This window comes from Bacteroidetes bacterium GWF2_43_63 (assembly GCA_001769275.1).
Taxonomy (GTDB): domain Bacteria; phylum Bacteroidota; class Bacteroidia; order Bacteroidales; family DTU049; genus GWF2-43-63.
This window is the reverse complement of sequence record MEOQ01000033.1, coordinates 1-19,115: the sequence shown is the minus strand read 5'-3', so window position 1 is coordinate 19,115 and position 19,115 is coordinate 1. Positions and strand designations below refer to the sequence as shown.

The window sequence follows — 19,115 nt, the reverse complement described above, 5'->3', positions numbered from 1 at the left end:
CGGGACACCCATTTGAGCATCCTGAAAATTGTATAAATGTATATATCAATTTCTTACAAAATTGGAAATTTCAAAGTGTCGAAGTCAGGTGATAAAAACCTCTGTAGCTTTTGCTGCAGAGACTTTTTTTAATAAAAAAATGCCTCTGGATTTTTCCAAAGGCATTTTTCGGAATTAAAAATCTTTATCCCCTCAAAGCTTCAGCGCCGCTCACAATCTCGATAATCTCGTTGGTGATGGCAGCCTGACGCGCCTTATTGTAGCTCAGGCGGAGGTCTTTCAGAATTTCGGTTGCGTTGTCAGTGGCTTTATGCATCGATGTCATACGGGCGCCGTGTTCCGAAGCAATGCTGTCGAGCAAAGCTTTGTAAAGCTGTAGCTTCAACGTTTTCGGAACGATGAGTGCAAACATTTTTTCGCGCTCCGGCTCAAGAATGTAATCTACACCACCCATTTGTTTGTTTGAATCAAGTTTAAATGGCAGCAACAATTCGTTTGTCGGCGCCTGCTGGGCAGCATTTCTGAATTGGTTGTAAACAAGAACGATGGCATCGTATTTACCGGCAATATATTCTTTTACAATGCTGTCGCAGAATTCAGCCACTTCTTCAAACGAAGGTTTATCAATCAGATAATTGAAATCTTTCGAAAAGCTGCACCCTTTCTTTTTCAGAAGATCGGGGGCTTTGCGGCCGAAAGAAATGAAATCGATTTTACCAGCTTTGAAACTTTTGCTGTAAGTTCCTTCGATAAGCATGTTTACCTGCTTGGCTATGTTTGCATTGAAAACACCACAAAGCCCTCTGTTGGCTGAAAACACGACCATCAGAATTTTATCGGGATTACGTTGAGCAAAAACGCCATCATTTGGAAGGTCATCAACGCCCGCGGCCACGCGGCCCATTATCTCGCGCAGCTTCGAAGCATAGGGCCGCAAGCGCAGAATGTTATCCTGTGCCCTGCGCAGCTTCGAGGCCGACACCAGCTTCATGGCCGATGTGATCTGCTTGGTGGTTGTTACCGACTGAATGCGGTTTCTGACTTCTTTCAGATTTGCCATGTCAGATCTTTTTTAGTGGTAGCGGCCTGCAATATCAAGCGCTATTTTATCAAGTTTGGCAATCATTTCGTCTGTCAGTACACCTTTGCGAAGTTCGCTCAAAATGTCAGCGTGATGGTCTTCGAGATGATGCAGATATTCAGTTTCGAAATTTTTAACCTGTTTTATGGGGACTGCTTTCAACAATCCACGAGTTCCTGCAAAGATGATGGCCACTTGCTTTTCGACCGACATGGGCGAATATTGCGGCTGTTTTAAAATTTCCACGTTGCGGGTTCCTTTGTCGAGAACGGCCTTGGTAGATGCGTCGAGATCGGAGCCGAATTTTGAAAATGCTTCAAGTTCGCGGAACTGGGCCTGATCAATCTTGAGGGTTCCCGCAATTTTCTTCATTGCCTTGATCTGAGCGTTACCGCCTACGCGGCTAACCGAGATACCCACGTTGATAGCGGGGCGGATACCGGAGTTGAAGAGGTTAGTCTCGAGAAAAATCTGACCATCGGTAATGGAAATAACGTTGGTCGGAATGTATGCAGAAACGTCACCTGCCTGTGTTTCGATGATTGGAAGTGCAGTCAGAGAGCCGCCACCTTTTACAAGATGTCTGATGCTTTCCGGCAGGTCATTCATTTGTTTGGCCACTTCGTCGCTTTTAATCACTTTTGCAGCGCGCTCAAGTAAGCGAGAGTGGAGGTAGAAAACATCGCCCGGATATGCTTCGCGTCCCGGCGGACGACGCAGCAACAGTGAAACTTCACGGTATGCTACGGCCTGTTTTGATAAGTCATCGTAAATAGCCAAAGCAGGACGACCAGTATCGCGGAAATATTCGCCGATAGATGCGCCTGCGTATGGTGCGTAGAATTGCAGTGCGGCAGGCATCGAAGCGGTTGCTGAAATAATAACTGTGTAAGGCATGGCGCCTTTTTCTTCGAGCGTTTTAGCAATCTGTGCAACCGTCGAACCTTTCTGTCCAATGGCCACATAAATGCAATAAACCGGATTTCCTTTTTCGTAATTCTCGCGCTGGTTGATGATGGTGTCAATCGCAATTGCAGTTTTTCCGGTCTGACGGTCACCAATAATGAGTTCGCGCTGACCCCGGCCGATGGGGATCATAGCATCGATGGCTTTGATACCGGTTTGCAGCGGTTCAGTTACCGGTTGACGGAAAATAACGCCCGGAGCTTTTCGCTCGAGCGGCATTTCGAACAATTCACCCTGAATCGGGCCTTTGCCGTCGATGGGTTCACCGATGGTGTTGATAACACGACCAAGTAATCCTTCGCCGACCATAATTGAAGCAATCGTTCCGGTGCGTTTTACCACATCTCCTTCGTTCAGATTTTGGGTGCCTCCGAGAAGCACAATCCCGACATTGTCGGTTTCGAGGTTTAGCACGATACCCTTGAGTCCTGTTTTTTCGAATTCGACCATTTCGCCGGCGCGGGCGTTGCTAAGTCCATACACGCGCGCAATTCCGTCGCCTATTTCAAGTACGGTTCCTGTTTCTTCGAGGTTGCTTCCGAGATTCATTCCCGAAATCTGCTGACGAAGAATGGCGGTTACTTCCGATGGTTTTATTTCTGCCATATATACCCTTTTTTAAAATCCTTTTTCGTAAATGTTAGTTTGAAAATCGCGTTTGATTTTCAATATTTTATTTCTGAGAGATGCATCATACATGTTGTCGCCAAAGCGAACCTTAAAGCCACCCAGCAAATTTGGATTGACTTTTCTGGTTGTGTCAGGTTTCAAGCCAGTGAGCTCAGAAATTCTGTCTTCAATTTGCTTTATAATTTCTTCGTTCAGGTTTACTGCTGATGTAAGCTCAACTTCAATTATTCCATCTTTTTCTCTGCAAAGTGCAATGAATTCATTTGCTGTTTCAAGCAAATAGTTTTCGCGACCCTGTTGAATAACAAGCTTCAGAAAGCGTATGCTGAGATCGTGAAAATCCTTTTCGAACAGTGCGGACACTACTTTCTTTTTCAGTAATGGTTTTACAATCGGGCTACGCAGAAGTTGTCTGAATTCGGGAACTTGCTCGCAGGTGCTTTTCAGCAAACGAATATTTTGCTCAACTGCAGGCAGAATATTCATTTCATCGGCCAGTTCAAAAAGCGCCCGTGCGTATCGTTTGGGGATCTGAGTGTTGTTCATTACCGCGCTTAGTTAAATGAAATTTCGCTGGCCATTTTCTGAGCCAGTTCCTGCTGTTTTGCATCGCTGCTGAGATTTATCTGAATGATTTTTTCAGCAATTTCAAGCGAGAGAACAGCCACCTGATTTTTCAACTCAGTTATTGCAGCCATTTTTTCAAAATGAATGTTTTCCTGTGCAGTGGCAATAATGCGCTCAGTTTCTTCCCGTGCCTTAACGCCAGCTTCTTCCACAATTTTGTCACGCATTTTGCGCGCTTCGGCGAGAATAATGTCGCGCTCTTTCTGTGCTTCTTTCAGTAACTGTTCGTTGTTAACCTGCAGCTGCGACATTTCCTTGCGAGCCGTTTCGGCGGCCTGAAGCGCAGAATCGATGGCTTCGTTTCTTTTTTTGATGGCAGCTACGATTGGCTTCCATGCGAATTTAGAAAGGAGCAGAACCAACAGCAGAAAAACCACTGTAGTCCATAATATCAATCCAAGTCCGGGAGTAGTCAACATATATTTTTAATCTTTAAGTTCACAATAAAAAGCCCCGATGCCAACCGCAGGGGGCTTTTGTTTTTTGAAAATTACTTGGCGATGAGAGCAACAACAACTGCGAAGAGGGCAACGCCTTCAACGAGAGCTGCAGCAATAATCATGGCCGTCTGGATTTTTCCGGTTGCTTCGGGCTGACGGGCAATGGCGTCCATGGCTGAACCACCGATGCGACCAATTCCGAGTCCTGCGCCGATAACGGCTAATCCTGCTCCGATTCCTGCTAAAACCATTTGATTTTATTTTTTAGTTAAACATTAGTTTCAATGATGTTCTGCTTCCTGAACGGCCAGACCGATAAACAGCGAAGTCAAAAGTGTGAAAATATAGGCCTGAAGCGCGGCCACCAGCAATTCGAGTACATCCATAAAGAGGACGAATACAACTGATACGGGCGCTATACCAAGATTCTGAAATATGAAAATGAGTGAAATAAGACTGAGCACAATGATATGGCCGGCTGTAATGTTGGCAAAGAGACGAACCATGAGTGCAAATGGTTTTGAAATGATGCCGATGAGCTCTACAGGAATCATGATGGGCAGAAGCCATACCGGCACCCCTGGTGCGGCAAAAACATGTTTCCAATATCCTTTGCCAGCGCTGAAGTTTACAACTATAAGTGTGAAAAAGGCCAATGTCATTGTCACTGCAAGGTTGCCGGTCAGATTGACCCCGAACGGAAAAAACGGAATCAATCCCATCAGGTTATTGAGGAGAATAAAGAAAAACAACGTAAGCAGATAAGGTGCAAACCGGGCGTAACGTTTTTCGCCGATGTTTGGTTTGACAATATCATCAACAACAAACAGAATGATGGGTTCCAGAAATCCTTGCAGCCCTTTGGGAGCCGAATTTTCGGTTTTTTTGTATCGACGCGCAACCGGAATAAAAATGAGCAACAGCAACATGGCGCTGAATATGAGCGATGCCGCATTTTTAGTAATTGAAAAGTCGAGCGGAACGCTTACTACTTCGCCTTTTTCATTAACACGGACTACTTTGCCTTCATAGTTACCCTCAAATGTTTCTTTTGTACCAATCTGGTATTCAAAATGTTCGGCATGATGGAATTTTGAACTCATAAACACAACAAGACTCCCTTCGTCCCAAAGAATGACTGGAAGCGGCACTACAACATGCTTCTCGTTTTCCTGGCCTTCGTAGAGTGTCATAATGTGCCACTCATGCGAATCAAGAATGTGATCGAAGATCACCTCAGTGATGTCGATCCCTTCGCTTTTTTCTGTTTCGGTAGTTTCAGAGCCATGTCCAGCACTTGCATAGGAAGGCAGGCTGCACAAAGTGGCAAAAACCAGAGTGAAAATGAGTATAAACTTTTGCATCACGGTTATTAAAATCGTGTGCAAATTAAACAATTTTTATTTGTTGTAAAACATTTCAGACACTAATTTGAACCTTTTTTCAGGCTTCGAAACAATTAATATGCATGTTATGTGGACAAACAGTACTGATGTTTGAATAAAGCCATGAAAAGAAACAATTAAAATTTATTTTTCTTTTCGCATTCTCAGCAACAGGGGCAATGAAATCAGGAATAGAAAAACGGCCGAAAGAGCAAATTCCACCAGATACCTGAGTTGGAAGTCTATTACTTCGGTCATGCTGACATCGGCACACAGCAAATATGGCGTTCCCGATTTTGTTTTATGTGGCAAATAAATGCTGCGGAAATTACCCCATTGGTCCTGTGAAACATCAAAAACTTCCTGCTGGTCGCTCCCGAAAGCCTTCATCATTTCGTCGGTTGCTTCACTGTAATAGTCAAGATAATCAGTGACAATGTCTTTTGTGATGTCCGATTCAATGTATGAAGAGAGCACAAACAGGGCGGAATCACCTGATTTAATCATCACGTAAGTGTAAATCACATCATGAGTTTCAGCTATTTTGTTTGCAAGGACTCGGATACTGTCATGTTCTACAAAATCAACAGGTGTTTTTTTCCGGGCTTTTTCAATCATGGGGTCGGAGACTATCATCTCCAATGATCCGGCTGCGGACCGAAGCCTGGTATCAATGTTATCAGAAGCAATGTTGCGTTGATTGTGCAGCTTAATGAATACAAATACTGCCATGCCGATGATGAAAATCAGCAGAGGTATAACAGCAAGCTTTTTTCTACGACGTATTGATTGCATAAGCACACAAATATAGGGATGAATATCTAAAATCAAAATATATTAACATCTTTGTAGCTAACTATTATCGCTTATTTCGTACTTTATACATATATATATGCATTTACATGCAAGCAATTAATTATTTTTTGATGTAAATGCCGGCCTGAAATTGCATTGAATATTTTCAGACAGACACAAAGGCAAATAAAAACAGCAGGATCACTTTTTGAATTTGTGATAATCCCAGGCATCAAATTGCTGCTGTTTTAGCACCTCATTTATTGTAATTGCCAACCGGAGAAATACATCCATTTTGTTTTTTTTCAGGAGTTCGCGCGCGGGCGTAACTCCACGACAGGCGTCTGCAAAAATTATATAGAATGTCATGTTGTTTTTTTTCAACCAGGCAATCGCTACATCTTCGGAGTCTATGGCATCGCTGAGAATTCCGAGCTCAGGCGAACCATTGTCGAAAAGCCATTTCATTGCTTTTTTATCTGCACGAATGGCGCTGGCAAATGCAGCCAGTTCGGGAAAATTGTTTTCGAGCAGAAATTTCAGAAATTCAGAATTGCCACTGATGGCTTGTTCCATGGCCAGCAGCACTTTAACGTCATATTCCCAAAGCATTTTTGCCATAACACTATTCTTTGCCCCATTCCACTTCGGGGGTTGATATACCTGTAATGCTGATTAAACGTGAAACCAGTGCCGAAATTGCTTCGCGGAGGTCTTTCGGATGGTGATAGAAAAACGGCGAAGCCGGAAAAACAATGGCTCCGGCACGGGTCACTCTTTCCATATTTTCGATATGAATGAGACTCAGCGGAGCTTCGCGCGTCAGTAGTATCAAAGGTCTACGTTCTTTCATCATTACATCGGCTGCGCGGTGAATGAGTGTCCCTGCGGTTCCTGCTGCTACCGAAGCCAGCGTTCCCATGGAGCACGGAGCAATGAACATGGCCTGATATCCGGCTGAACCGGAGGCCGGCGCTGCAAACATGTCGTCGTTTTCAAAAACAGTTATTTTGTTGCTTACCGGAATGTCCATCACTTTTTCATAGTCCCAGACCTTGCTGCCACTTTCGCTGAAAACAATAGCAATATCATGAATAGAATGCAGGTTGTTAAGCTGCCGGATCAGTTCAAGCCCGTACAAAGCGCCACTGGCGCCGGTTACAGCAACAATTACTTTCGATATTTTATCAGAACCAGTGCTCATAAGTCAAGCCAAGTACCATGTTGTATTGTCCACGAATGAAATAATTGTAGGTCGAAATGCCGGGCGCTTTACGAATGGGAAGTATGGAATTGGAATAGCGCAGATTGAATGATTGATTGTCATTGAGAAAATAGCGGAAACCGATATGAGCTGCCAATTCGTATTTTTCAAAATCAGGCCGGGCAGGAATTGCGCCGTTTATATCAAATTCTCTGTTTTCCGTGTCAAGCAGAATTCCGAACGACAATCCGGCTTCGAATCCGAAACTTTTTTTGAGCTGACGCCGATACAATACAGGAACTTCAATGTAATTGAGGCGCATGATATATTTTGTCAGATTATTGTCTTTGGTTGGATTGCGGCGGCTGCCTTTCTGCACAAAGAGCATTTCCATGGCCAGATCTGAGAATTCGTTCAGTGGAATCGCCACCATAAAACCGCCGGTGAGTCCGGCTTTATCGAATCCCGACAAGTTATCGCCATCCACCTGAGATCCGATCAAACCAGCACGAAATCCTCCTTCGAAGCTTTGTGCAGCGGCTTGAAAGGTCAATGCAAGGAAGAAAACAAACAGAATTTTTTTCATAGAATTCTTACAGAATACGAAGATAGAAAAAAATAATCAGGGCACAAAAGCATTTTCAATGTGATCGATCCATACATCTTTGTCGGGTGACACAATGATTGAAACAATGTCAAAACGCAGATCGCGGTCAATCGCGAAAGCTTCGAGGTAGGTGAGTGCCGCGCGTTCAATGGCTTGCTGCTTGCGATCATCAACCGATTCCCACGGCATGCCAAAAGCAGTGCCCGTGCGCGTTTTGACTTCTACGACAACAAGAATTTCATCATGAAGTGCAACAATATCCAGCTCATCTTTGCCGCAACGCCAGTTCCGGTGCAGGATTTCGTAGCCTTTGTTTACTAAAAACAAGGCGGCTTCGTCTTCTCCGAATTTGCCGGTTTCAGATTTGCTGTTGCTTTTACTCATGTAAGCAACGAATTATTTTTTGATGAATGAGCCAGTGTAATTCCAGTCGGGAGTAGAAATGCTGATGCGATATGCGCCCGGAGTCAGCGTTTGAACATCTACAAATTCATTTCCGGATGTTTCATATGAAATGACCAGAGCTCCGCGGCTGTCATAAATATTGCAACTGATTTTCTGATTCGCTGCGCCACCAATGAAAAGCTGATTTTCTGCCGGATTTGGATACAGGCTGATTTCAGGTGCAACCTGTTCGGGAATGTTCAACAATATAACAGTATTATTTCTGGAAAGGAGCTGAAATTCAGGATCCAATTGGATTATAGCCGGCATTCCGGTATAGGGAATATGAAATTCCTGTCCGGAAAAAGTGTTGTCAAAAACATAAATACTGTCATCAAACAAAATCGGAACCGGCATTTCGAAAAAGCTCACCGAAGAATGGCTTTGTGTCTGGTTGATTATTACGGACAATGAATCGCCGGCAATCGGGTTGACAACTATATTATAAGTTGGATATCCTTCATGATAAAGCCAGTCGTTGAAAAACTCCGTGAGACTCATTCCTGAAGCCGCTTCCATGTGCGTGATGTAGTCAGGGGTTTTGGCATATCCCAAATAGTAGTTTGGATCATTGTAATAATTTCGGTTGCCCTGAAAAAAGTTGTCGTCGCCAACCACCCAGCGCAGCATGTTCAACACGTAGGCGCCTTTGTAATAGCTGAGCCGGCTTGAAAAAACGGTGTTTACGTTGCTGGTATCATACACATATACAGAACCAAACGGTTCAGAGGTCACATAATCCACTGCATTTTCTTTCCAATCAGGCCAGTAATAGGTTGGGCTGAAACGCTCATAACAGAGCGCTGTATAATACGTTGCAAAGCCCTCGTTGAGCCAGATGTCGTGCCAGGAGCCGCAGGTAACTGCATCGCCGAACCATTGGTGAAGCAGTTCGTGGGCCATCAGTTCATATCCAAAATCTGCCATAAAACTCATGGTCTGATGCTCCATGCCGCCGCCCCAGCCAAACTGTGCGTGACCATATTTTTCTGTCATGTAAGGATATGGAGCTATAAGTGAATCATAATATTGCATCACTTCTTCGAGTAGGGGAGTGTTGCTTTGTGCATCGGTGAGGCTTTCCGGAAAAACGTAACTCAGCATCGGTAAAGTCCCGGTTGACAATGTGAATGTGTCAGAAAAGATGGTGTAATCTGTCACCGCAATGGCGATAAGGTAAGCTGCAATCGGATAGCGGTGTTTCCAATGCGCGGTTGTTGTGGTTCCGACAGTTTCAGAAACGAGCAGCCCATTCGATGCCGCGTGGTAACCGTTGGGATGTGTAACATAAATATCAATGGAATCAATTTTATCGCTCAGATCGTTTTTACAGGGCCACCATTCATAGGCGCCGTAAGGCTCTGAGAGTGTCCATAATGCGGGCGTGCCGCTTCCATGGGTGCTTGCTACGAATGATGTGAAACCGCTTGTAGCCTGCGGTGCACCATGATAATACACCGTAATGCTGTCCAATACGCCGGCTGTCAGCGTAGGAAATCCGGTGATGTTTACTTCGTTTGTAACATGCACAGACATAGCGGGGGCGCCGTGATATTTCACGGAATCCACAAACATATTTACTTTCAACGAGAAGTCAATTTGCGACAAATTTTGAAGGGGCACAAAATAGGAAGTGACTGAGCCGCTGATGTAATTATTTGCCGGATTTACTGTCCAGTTAAATCGGTGATATTTAAGATCATATTCCTGCCCTACGAATTTTTCCGGGACATCCAGCATTCTTGATGCGTTGAATGCATCGTCGAGTGCGATTTGCTTTGTGGCGGTTATGTCAAATATCTGAGCCTGCATAACGAAGGCAAGCATTGTCAGACAAAGCGTAAAAATCAGTTTATGCATGGTGTAAAATTTATTGTAAGAGCAAATGTAAGATAAATTCGTTGCAGCGAAAACTAAAAAAGAGTATGTCTCAAAATAGCGGGTTGTTACGACATTCCACCGTTCCGGTAAACATCTGAGTCAAAAATTGACATTGATGCCGGAACATGGAACCGTCGTGACAATTGCAAAAACAACGGTTCCATGTCCTGCAGCTCCTGCGTCGCTTTCACAAGGTGGAATGTTGTTTTTGTTGCTGAAGACTATTTGAGACAGCCTCTTTTATCCAGAAATTTTTCAATGCTGCGAATTATACATGCAGCATTCCACGAAACCCTCTTGAATTGTAATACGAGCCGGCGCTGTTGTGATAAACAAATACTCGACCGTAGCGGAAGTCGGCAAACAGAGCGCCGTCCAGAGAACGTACATCGGTGGGTGTTTGCAGCCAGCTCGATGTCTTTGAATCAAAAGGTCCGAGTTTCTGTAATGTCCGGTATTGGTCTTCGGTCAGTAATTGAATGCCCATCGCTGCCGCCATGTCAACCGCAGTATTTTCGGGCTTGAATTCTTTCCGGGCATCAAGCGCTTCGCGATCGTAGCAAATGCTTCGGCGGCCTTTCGGGCTTTCGGCCGAACAATCGCAAAAAATAATTTCGCCGCTTGTGTTGTCAAACCCGGTTACATCCGGTTCTCCGCCTGTTGCTTCCATTTGAGAAAGCGATCGCAGCTTTTCCGGATTCGCCTCCAGTCTTTTCAATACATCGCTCCAGCTGAGGTTCTCATGGCGGTGCATGTTTTTTTCGAAACGGATTTTTAATGTATCCTTTAATAATGCGCTATCTTCTTGTGCTGACATTTGTTTAGCTTTTTAATAAATGACGCAGAGAAATTCCGGCTGGCTGCTTTCTGAATTATTGAAGAATTGCAGCAGAAAAACAATTCAGTTTTTCAAATATAAGAAATATTTGCCAGCACCGCAACCACCACCCGGCCGCAAATAAAAAAAGCCCCAATAAGGGGCTTTCGGTCAACAGCAACAAGTCGTATTTTAATACATGTCACCCATTCCGCCACCGGGCATCGGAGGCATCGCGGGTTTGTCTTCTTTAATATCAACGATCACAGTTTCGGTAGTCAGGAGCATGCCGGCAATTGATGCAGCATTTTCAAGCGCAATGCGGGTCACCTTGGTAGGATCGATCACGCCGGTTTCGAGCAGATTTTCGTATACTTCGGTGCGGGCGTTGAAACCATAGTCACCTTTTCCTTCTTTCACTTTCTGAACGATCACACTGCCTTCGAGGCCTGCATTTTCAACAATCATGCGCATTGGTGATTCAATCGCTTTGCGGATGATATCGATTCCGGTATTTTCGTCTTCGTTGTTGCCTTTCAGGCCGGCAATAGCTTCGATGGCGCGGATATAAGCAACACCGCCGCCAGGAACGATTCCTTCTTCAACAGCAGCACGGGTTGCGTGCAGAGCGTCGTCGAAGCGGTCTTTCTTTTCTTTCATTTCAACTTCGGAGGCAGCACCTACTTTGATGACAGCAACACCGCCAGCCAGTTTGGCAAGACGTTCCTGCAGCTTTTCGCGGTCATAATCGCTGGTGGTTGCTTCCATCTGTGCTTTGATCTGTGCTATGCGGGCATCAATATTTTCTTTGCTGCCCATACCTTTCACGATGGTTGTATTTTCTTTGTCAATAGTCAGTTTTTCAGCTTGTCCGAGATAGGTCAGGTCAGCGTCTTCGAGCTTATAGCCTTTTTCTTCGCTGATGACGATACCGCCAGTCAGAACTGCGATGTCCTCGAGCATTTCCTTGCGACGATCGCCGAAACCAGGAGCTTTCACAGCTGCTACGCGGAGCGAACCACGCAGTTTGTTCACCACGAGGGTAGCCAGTGCTTCACCTTCGATGTCTTCGGAGATAATCAGCATTGGGCGGCCGGTCTGAACAACTTTTTCGAGAATCGGAAGCAGTTCTTTCATGCTGCTGATCTTCTTGTCATAAATCAACATGAAAGCGTTTTCGAACGAAGTCTGCATTTTTTCAGTATCGGTCACGAAATAAGGTGACAAATATCCACGGTCGAACTGCATACCTTCAACAACATCAACGGTGGTATCGGTTCCTTTAGCTTCTTCGATGGTAATGACGCCTTCTTTTTTCACTTTCCGCATGGCTTCGGCGATCTGTTTGCCGATTTCGCTATCGTTGTTTGCAGAAATCGTTGCTACCTGCTCGATTTTTTCGAAGCTGTCGCCAATTTCTTTTGATTGTTTTTTGAGGTTTTCAATCACAGCGGCAACTGCTTTGTCAATGCCGCGTTTGAGGTCCATAGGGTTGGCTCCGGCAGTGACGTTTTTCAGTCCGGTATTGAAAATGGCCTGAGCCAAAACGGTAGCGGTAGTGGTTCCGTCGCCGGCAGCATCATTGGTTTTGCTGGCAACTTCTTTCACCATCTGCGCGCCCATATTGTTTACTTTTTCCGGTAGTTCAATTTCCTTGGCAACGGTTACACCGTCCTTGGTAATTGCGGGGGCACCGTACGATTTTTCAATGATAACATTGCGGCCTTTTGGCCCCAGAGTAACTTTGACGGCGTTTGACAAAGCGTCAACACCTTTTTTTATCATTTCACGGGCTTCAACACCGTAAATAATTTGTTTTGCCATATAGCTTTAGATTTTTAAAATTTTCGATTTAGATGATTGCGAGAACGTCGGATTCTTTCATGATCAGATAATCCTTGCCATCAATGGTGATTTCGGTTCCGGCATATTTGCCGTACAATACAACGTCACCCACTTTAACAGTGACAGGCTCGTCTTTTTTGCCGGGACCTGCGGCAACGATGGTTCCGCGCTGGGGTTTTTCCTTGGCGGTGTCGGGGATGATAATTCCACTGCTGGTTTTTGTTTCAGCCTGAGCCGGTTCAATTACAACGCGGTCGGCAAGAGGTTTAATGTTTATGGTACTCATATCTGTCATTTTGTTTTGTTCGTCGCGGGCCTGTCATTTATTATGCCAATGGGTATTATCTGACATTTTTACAGTTGTCAGCTGACACTCATTTTAATTGGCGGTCAGAATGTCTCTTTATTTTTTCCAATGAGAATTGTAGAAAAATAAAAAACCCGGAGACCGGGTTTAAAATGTTGTTTATTGCAGGCTGAAGTTATTCAACCGGTGTTGCGGGTTGCTCTCCTTCTGGAGTGCTGATTGGAGCCAGTTCATTCGACTCAATATAATTCTTAACGCGGCTGTCTTCTGTTTGCTGCTGTCCGCGTGGTATCACAAAAATAGACATAAGACTCAGCACCAGAATAACGATGGCAAGCGTCCATGTGCTTTTTTCTAAGAAATCAGCGGTCTGACGTACGCCCATAAACTGATTTGATGATTGCATTCCGGCAACAAGTCCGCCGCCTTTGGAATTCTGCACCAAAACAATAAGTCCAAGAAGGACACAAACGATTATCATCAGGATTACGAGAAAAATGTAAAAGCCCATCGCGTTGATATTTAAAGTGTTACAATTTCTTTTTCAAATTTTCGATCAGGGGTGCAAAGTAACTACTTTTTTCCGGATTAGCCAAAAGTAATTTTTCATACATAAGTAAAGCCTTTTCATAGCGACCTTGCTTTTCGTAGATTGCCGCAAGCGTTTCCGATACCACTTCGAATTTTTCGATGGTGCTTTTTTCAGCAAGGTTCCTGCGGTCGGGCAAACGGTTCAGATCTATTTTGATGGTCGGCTCGGTATTGATAAACTGATCTATAATTTCGATTGATTCCTTTTCCATATCCTGCGGTTTTTCCTGTTCCCGGGGTTCTTCGGTTTTATTGATATTCAGTTCTGCGAGTCGTTGCTGAAGAATTTTCAACGGATCTTTTTCCTCTTCTAAAGCAGGTTTTTGAATTTCTTCCTTCACTTCTTCCGCTGCAACCTGTTGAACAGGCACTTCCTCCTGATAAATTTCTTCCTCTTTCTGATTTTCGACAGTCTCAGTCGGGTCATCGGCATTCTGAATAATTGGCTGTATTTCTTCCTCAACAGGATCCAAAATTACAGAAACCGGCTCGTTTGTAATTTGTAGATCTTCATTGTTGATTTCAACAGTCACTTCTTCAACTTCAGGGATATTTTCAATTGTTTCTTCAGCAATTGCTGTTTCAGACACTGATTGAATGGTCACATCCGATTCGGGAATGGTGACCGGAACAATGATTTCTTCTTCAACAATGGTTTCCGAAACCGGAATTGACGCGATAATCGCTTCTTCCTTTTGCGTTGATTCAATGTCATCGGCGTAGGTTTCTTGCAGATTTACATAAAGCATGTAGCGGTCCGGAACCTTGAAACTCGACTGACCGATTCTTTCAGTAAACAAATCAGGTTTCTCCTTTTGTAATTGAAATAAAACAAGCGTTTCGAGATGAGCGGAATACGGGTGTTGCTCCAGCATTCGTGCAGCATCGGAAGAAGTGATATTCAAATCAGAAATTCTCATGTGATTGTTTTACCAGTTAACCAGTGCTTTATTAAATATATCGTCTACCAGCTCTTCGGCTATGGTTTCAATCAGCCCGTCTTCGACCGAGGCCAGGCTCGAACTGCTTGAAAACTGCTGGAAGCGCGAAAAGCGGGCTTCAAAATTCTTTGAGTCATCGAGCCGGTTGAAAAACCGGACATTGATATTTACGGTCAGCTGTGTGAGCTGCGCTGTTTCATTTCCCTGAATAGCCACAGGCTGCAGCGTATAGCTTGTAATTTCGCCTTCAAAAGCTAGATCTCCGTTCTGATTAACCATGCTCAGCCTTGTCTGACCCATAATCTTGTCCTGGAGTTTTTCCGTCATCGTTTTGGCCAGCGTCGGGTTGATCAGTGTTGCATTGTTTTCGAAATACTGCACCGAAAAAGTTTTTGCATCCGGATGAATGGATGCGCCGGTGAAGGTCACACGCAGACAGGATGATGATGTCATCAGCAATAAGAAAAAACCTATGATGACTATCGATCTCATTCTATTCCGTATTCCTTTATTTTTCTGTACAGCGTTCTTTCTGAAATTCCAAGTTCTGCAGCTGCGTTTTTGCGCCGGCTATGGTGTTTTTCAAGTGCCTTGGTGATGATTTCTTTTTCCTTTTTCTCCAGCGAAAGAGATTCTTCTACTTCTTCGGAATAGTCAATGGGAATTTCGTTTATCGTGTCTCTTGTGTGCTGAAATTCCTGTGAGGGTGCGTTATATTGAGGTTTGAAAAATTCCGGCTGAATGGGAATGCCATCAACAGCCGATATAGTGCGGCCTGGCATGGAGGGGTCGATTCCGGTAGCTGAGATAATTTCGGAAATCAGTTTTTTCATTTCCGCCATATCTTTTTTCATGTCGAAAAGGACTTTGTAAAGCAGTTCCCTTTCATTGGCATGTTCGTCGCTGTTTTCGAAGTGGCGTTGGAGAACGGGCAGCATGGAGGGATTGCTGTCGTTGAGATATTTCGAAAGCGTATTTACCGTCACTTCCCGGGCTTGTTCAATAATTGAGATCTGTTCGGTCACATTCTTCAGTTGACGCACATTACCCGACCAGTAGTGCTGCCGGAGCATGTTCTGTGCTTCGTCGGAAAGCACAAGTGCAGGCATTCTGTATTTTTCGGCAAAGTCTGCAGCAAATTTGCGGAACAAGAGAGCTATATCTTCTTTGCGTTCGCGCAAAGGCGGAATATGAATAGGGACTGTGTTCAGACGATAAAACAGATCTTCTCTGAATTTGCCATTTGCAATTGCTTCGCCCAGTTTTACATTGGTGGCGGCCACCACGCGGGCATCTGTTTTTATCACTTTTGATGATCCTACCCGAAAGAATTCACCGCTTTCGAGAACACGAAGCAGGCGCACCTGAGTGCTGAGAGGCAGCTCGGCTACTTCATCCAGGAAGATCGTTCCGCCGTTTACAACTTCAAAATATCCTTTGCGGGCATCAGTTGCTCCGGTGAACGAACCCTTTTCGTGACCGAAAAGTTCACTGTCAATGGTTCCTTCAGGGATGGCTCCGCAGTTTACGGCGATGAATGGTCCATGCTTGCGGGCACTGAACTGATGAATGATTTTCGGGAAAACTTCCTTTCCGGTACCACTTTCCCCGGTGATGAGAACGGTCAGGTCGGTAGGAGCCACCTGACGGGCTACGTCGATGGCGCGGTCAATCAAAGGAGATTGTCCGATAATGCCAAACCGTTGCTTTATGGATGTGATTTCGTTCATCTGAATTGTAAAGGAGCGCTAAATTACGAAAAATATGACAATATAGGTGCTTTTTATGCCATTTTTGCAGTTTTCGTGGGTTGTCGCCACCAAGACACATAAACTGAATATTGAATATGGAACAAGGAAATCAGAAGTAAATCCTGAATATAATACCGTTCAACATTCTAACTTCCTTGTTCAGAATTCAGTGTTCATGGGGTGCCGGGATCCCCTGGAAAACCTTCGTCGCTTCGCCACTCTTTCTTCCGCGAATTTACGCGTATGAGCGCGAATGGATTAAAACCGCATGTACTGCAGATTAACGCTAATTCGAATCCGCCTTCATCTGCGATGAAGACTGATTCAGTGGGTCGCGCGCAGAGAGATTTTGCCACGAAGGCACCAAGACACAAAAACTGAATATTGAATATGGATCAAGGAAATCAGAAGTAAGAAGTAAATCCTGAATAAAATGCCGTTCAACATTCTTACTTCCATGTTCAGGATTCAGTGTTCATGAGGTGCCGGGATCTACTGGAAAACCTTCGTCGCTTCGCCACTCTTTCTTCCGCGAATTTACGCGTATGAGCGCGAATGGATTAAAACCGCATTTACTGCAGATTAACGCTAATTCGAATCCGCCTTCACCTGCGATGAAGACTGATTCAGTGGGTCGCGCGGAGGGCGAAGTGACGCAGGGAAATTTGCCACGAGGCACCAAGCCACAAAACAAGGTCGTTTTTTTACTGATCAACACAAATGATAAAAGCTGTGCTTTTGTGCCCTATGCCGCATGCCGCAAGCTTAATGCTACTCCTTCACAAACTTCCCCCTCAAAACCCGTTCTCCGCGCGCCTCGATGAAATAGATGCCCGGCGGTAATGAGCTAATATTTATTTGACAAACTCCACTTTCAATTGTCATCCTGAGTCCTGCGTTCCGCTGGATAAACTCCGTCGAAGGGTGAACAATTGACCCTAATGCATCATACACAACAATATCATAATTCCCATTCTCCGGCAGCACACAGTTGATAACATCTGAAGCGGGATTGGGATACACAGCCAGCAAGCCGCTTTCAGGAGCATATTCATTAATACCTGTTGTGATGCAGATTTCGGCACTCTCGCAGGTGCGCGCCCAGGTAGTATCAAGCCCGAAAACACGATAGCAATAGTTATGATATTTCGGAACAGTATCGAAAAATTCGTTGGTGGAGAGCATGCGTGGCGTGAGTTCCCAAAAGTACCACTGCCCGTCTTTCGAGCCTTGCACATGATGCCACACGTTTGTAGGATCATCATCTTGCCAGGTGAGGTGCACAATGCTGCTGTCGCTATTGTAGGGCAGCTCCTCGCGCCACAGACCATAAGGTACACCCGGCTTGCCGCAGCCATTGCTGTCGGTTTTGAGCACCCAGGCGTATTGCTTGTAATTTGATGAAATCGGACCCATTGCATAGAACCACCCTGTTGCTGCAATGCCGCCATCTATAGTACGAACCACATCTTCCATATTATCCTGACTGACCCACTCATAATTGTTATCCAAAAAACCATCCTGCTTCCGAAATACACGAGTCCAGACACTATCGCCTGTTTCTGTTATTTTCATCAGAAAATTATCCATAAATGAATCGGAAGGCTCATGATAGTCAACACCGGTCCCTTTATAATACCAGCCCCAGCCACAGGCACCACCCAAATAATAGCCATCGGTTGTTGAAAGGATCTGATAAGTGCTCTGCAAGATATTTGGACAGAAATATTTTTTACTCCAAATATTATTGCCGAGTGTATCAAATTTACCGATGTACATTTTTCCGTACGGAATATCATTAATGTTTCCTGAAGATGGATCATAAGGCCAATAGTATTCATTGATCTGCCCTCCCAGCAAAAGCTGATTGTCTTTGGTTACCGCAATAGCACCAAGATACCCGCCATAAGTTGCAAGGATAATATCTTTGTTTAGAACGATGGTTCCATCCTGTTTTATTCCAACAAGTTTATTGTCGTTGTACTCCTGATTTCTCTGTTTCAAGACAGTAAAATAATACACATCATTTATTTTGATTATCGAGCTTGTTGATAATCCTCTGTTATTAAGAACAATAATTGTATCCCATTGTTTAATCCCATTTTTATCGGTCTTCAATATATATAAATCATAAATCAAAGATGTGTTGATAGAGTCAGTGGCTCCAACCACAAGAAACCCACTATCAGCTGTTTCAATAATATTATGTAAATTGTAATACGCCATATCTCCAAATGTTCTGACAAAAATCTGCGACCCGTCCTGCTTATCGGCTTTAACAAGAATTCCCTTTCTGGGAAGATTAATTGTACATCCACAAAAAACCATGCAGGAATCCGAAGTTAAAAGAATATCTCCAAATGAAGCATTTCCGTCAGTTCCAGATATATAGGGCCGCTTCCATTGCAGAGTGTTGCTTGTGTCGAATCGCGCTATATAGGTCTGATAAGTATTTCCAAGAGTGTCATCATCAGATAATAATAATAAATAGTAACCGCTGCTATCAAAGCGTAAAGCCTTACCAAATGAATAATCTGAGTCCAGCTCTGGATAGACCTTGTAAAAAGATTGTGTTTGTGCAGAAATATTCTGCACAAACACGAAAGAGATTATTATGAATAAAGCTACTAATTTCATTGTTAAAGGGTTATTATATTCATCACTATTGTGCTGTAGTTTAAGAATTGTACGTATAAACTGATAACAATCAATCCTTGACACAACGGACACTAAAGCCTTCGTTCATTGAACCGGCAGCACCCCGCCAAACGAACGATTCATTACTAAATAACCATCGATAAAT

General features: G+C 44.2%; 20 protein-coding genes. All 20 read right to left on the bottom strand.

The genetic code is table 11. The annotated features are described in order from the left end of the window. Positions 1 to 184: 184 nt before the first annotated feature. The gene (locus A2W93_15190; protein OFY54092.1) at positions 185 to 1,060 is read right to left on the bottom strand and encodes an ATP synthase F1 subunit gamma; all 876 of its coding nucleotides are present in this window, start codon (positions 1,058 to 1,060) and stop codon (positions 185 to 187) included. A 12-nt stretch (positions 1,061 to 1,072) separates the two neighbouring features. Next, complete coding sequence (locus tag A2W93_15185; protein ID OFY54091.1) at positions 1,073 to 2,653, bottom strand: F0F1 ATP synthase subunit alpha; 1,581 nt, start codon at positions 2,651 to 2,653, stop codon at positions 1,073 to 1,075. Between the two features lie 12 nt (positions 2,654 to 2,665). After that, positions 2,666 to 3,223, bottom strand: a complete 558-nt coding sequence (locus tag A2W93_15180) for an ATP synthase F1 subunit delta (GenBank protein ID OFY54090.1) — start codon at positions 3,221 to 3,223, stop codon at positions 2,666 to 2,668. An 8-nt stretch (positions 3,224 to 3,231) separates the two neighbouring features. After that, complete coding sequence (locus tag A2W93_15175; protein OFY54089.1) at positions 3,232 to 3,723, bottom strand: ATP synthase F0 subunit B; 492 nt, start codon at positions 3,721 to 3,723, stop codon at positions 3,232 to 3,234. A gap of 71 nt (positions 3,724 to 3,794) precedes the next feature. Beyond that, on the bottom strand, positions 3,795 to 3,995 hold the full coding sequence (locus A2W93_15170) for an ATP synthase F0 subunit C (GenBank protein ID OFY54088.1): 201 nt from the start codon (positions 3,993 to 3,995) through the stop codon (positions 3,795 to 3,797). A 30-nt stretch (positions 3,996 to 4,025) separates the two neighbouring features. After that, entirely contained in the window at positions 4,026 to 5,108 is a 1,083-nt protein-coding gene (locus A2W93_15165) for an ATP synthase F0 subunit A (GenBank protein ID OFY54087.1), read from the bottom strand. Positions 5,109 to 5,273: 165 nt separating this feature from the next. Continuing rightward, positions 5,274 to 5,924 (bottom strand): hypothetical protein, encoded by a 651-nt coding sequence (locus tag A2W93_15160; GenBank protein ID OFY54086.1) that lies wholly within the window; start codon positions 5,922 to 5,924, stop codon positions 5,274 to 5,276. A gap of 201 nt (positions 5,925 to 6,125) precedes the next feature. Then, positions 6,126 to 6,545: a hypothetical protein gene (locus tag A2W93_15155; protein OFY54085.1), complete on the bottom strand. Its 420-nt coding sequence runs from the start codon at positions 6,543 to 6,545 to the stop codon at positions 6,126 to 6,128. A gap of 4 nt (positions 6,546 to 6,549) precedes the next feature. Continuing rightward, positions 6,550 to 7,128 carry a hypothetical protein gene (locus A2W93_15150; protein OFY54084.1) on the bottom strand — a complete coding sequence of 193 codons (579 nt, stop codon included), beginning with the start codon at positions 7,126 to 7,128 and terminating at the stop codon, positions 6,550 to 6,552. Continuing rightward, positions 7,112 to 7,714 carry a hypothetical protein gene (locus tag A2W93_15145; GenBank protein OFY54083.1) on the bottom strand — a complete coding sequence of 201 codons (603 nt, stop codon included), beginning with the start codon at positions 7,712 to 7,714 and terminating at the stop codon, positions 7,112 to 7,114. The genes A2W93_15150 and A2W93_15145 overlap by 17 nt, the downstream gene beginning before the upstream one ends. A gap of 36 nt (positions 7,715 to 7,750) precedes the next feature. Next, positions 7,751 to 8,119, bottom strand: coding sequence for a hypothetical protein (locus tag A2W93_15140; GenBank protein ID OFY54082.1), 369 nt, complete (start codon positions 8,117 to 8,119; stop codon positions 7,751 to 7,753). Positions 8,120 to 8,131: 12 nt separating this feature from the next. Then, the gene (locus A2W93_15135; protein ID OFY54081.1) at positions 8,132 to 10,039 is read right to left on the bottom strand and encodes a hypothetical protein; all 1,908 of its coding nucleotides are present in this window, start codon (positions 10,037 to 10,039) and stop codon (positions 8,132 to 8,134) included. Between the two features lie 289 nt (positions 10,040 to 10,328). Next, positions 10,329 to 10,877: a hypothetical protein gene (locus A2W93_15130; protein OFY54080.1), complete on the bottom strand. Its 549-nt coding sequence runs from the start codon at positions 10,875 to 10,877 to the stop codon at positions 10,329 to 10,331. 192 nt (positions 10,878 to 11,069) lie between these two features. Beyond that, positions 11,070 to 12,701: a chaperonin GroL gene (locus A2W93_15125; protein ID OFY54079.1), complete on the bottom strand. Its 1,632-nt coding sequence runs from the start codon at positions 12,699 to 12,701 to the stop codon at positions 11,070 to 11,072. Positions 12,702 to 12,729: 28 nt separating this feature from the next. Beyond that, positions 12,730 to 13,008: a co-chaperone GroES gene (locus A2W93_15120; GenBank protein OFY54093.1), complete on the bottom strand. Its 279-nt coding sequence runs from the start codon at positions 13,006 to 13,008 to the stop codon at positions 12,730 to 12,732. Positions 13,009 to 13,204: 196 nt separating this feature from the next. Beyond that, positions 13,205 to 13,540, bottom strand: coding sequence for a preprotein translocase subunit SecG (locus A2W93_15115; protein OFY54078.1), 336 nt, complete (start codon positions 13,538 to 13,540; stop codon positions 13,205 to 13,207). A gap of 19 nt (positions 13,541 to 13,559) precedes the next feature. Then, a complete protein-coding gene (locus A2W93_15110; GenBank protein ID OFY54077.1) occupies positions 13,560 to 14,495 on the bottom strand; it encodes a hypothetical protein in 936 nt (311 codons plus the stop codon). A 54-nt stretch (positions 14,496 to 14,549) separates the two neighbouring features. After that, a complete protein-coding gene (locus tag A2W93_15105) occupies positions 14,550 to 15,053 on the bottom strand; it encodes a hypothetical protein (GenBank protein OFY54076.1) in 504 nt (167 codons plus the stop codon). After that, on the bottom strand, positions 15,050 to 16,291 hold the full coding sequence (locus A2W93_15100) for a sigma-54-dependent Fis family transcriptional regulator (protein OFY54075.1): 1,242 nt from the start codon (positions 16,289 to 16,291) through the stop codon (positions 15,050 to 15,052). The genes A2W93_15105 and A2W93_15100 overlap by 4 nt, the downstream gene beginning before the upstream one ends. 792 nt (positions 16,292 to 17,083) lie before the next feature. Beyond that, entirely contained in the window at positions 17,084 to 18,913 is a 1,830-nt protein-coding gene (locus tag A2W93_15095; GenBank protein OFY54074.1) for a hypothetical protein, read from the bottom strand. Positions 18,914 to 19,115 lie beyond the last annotated feature (202 nt).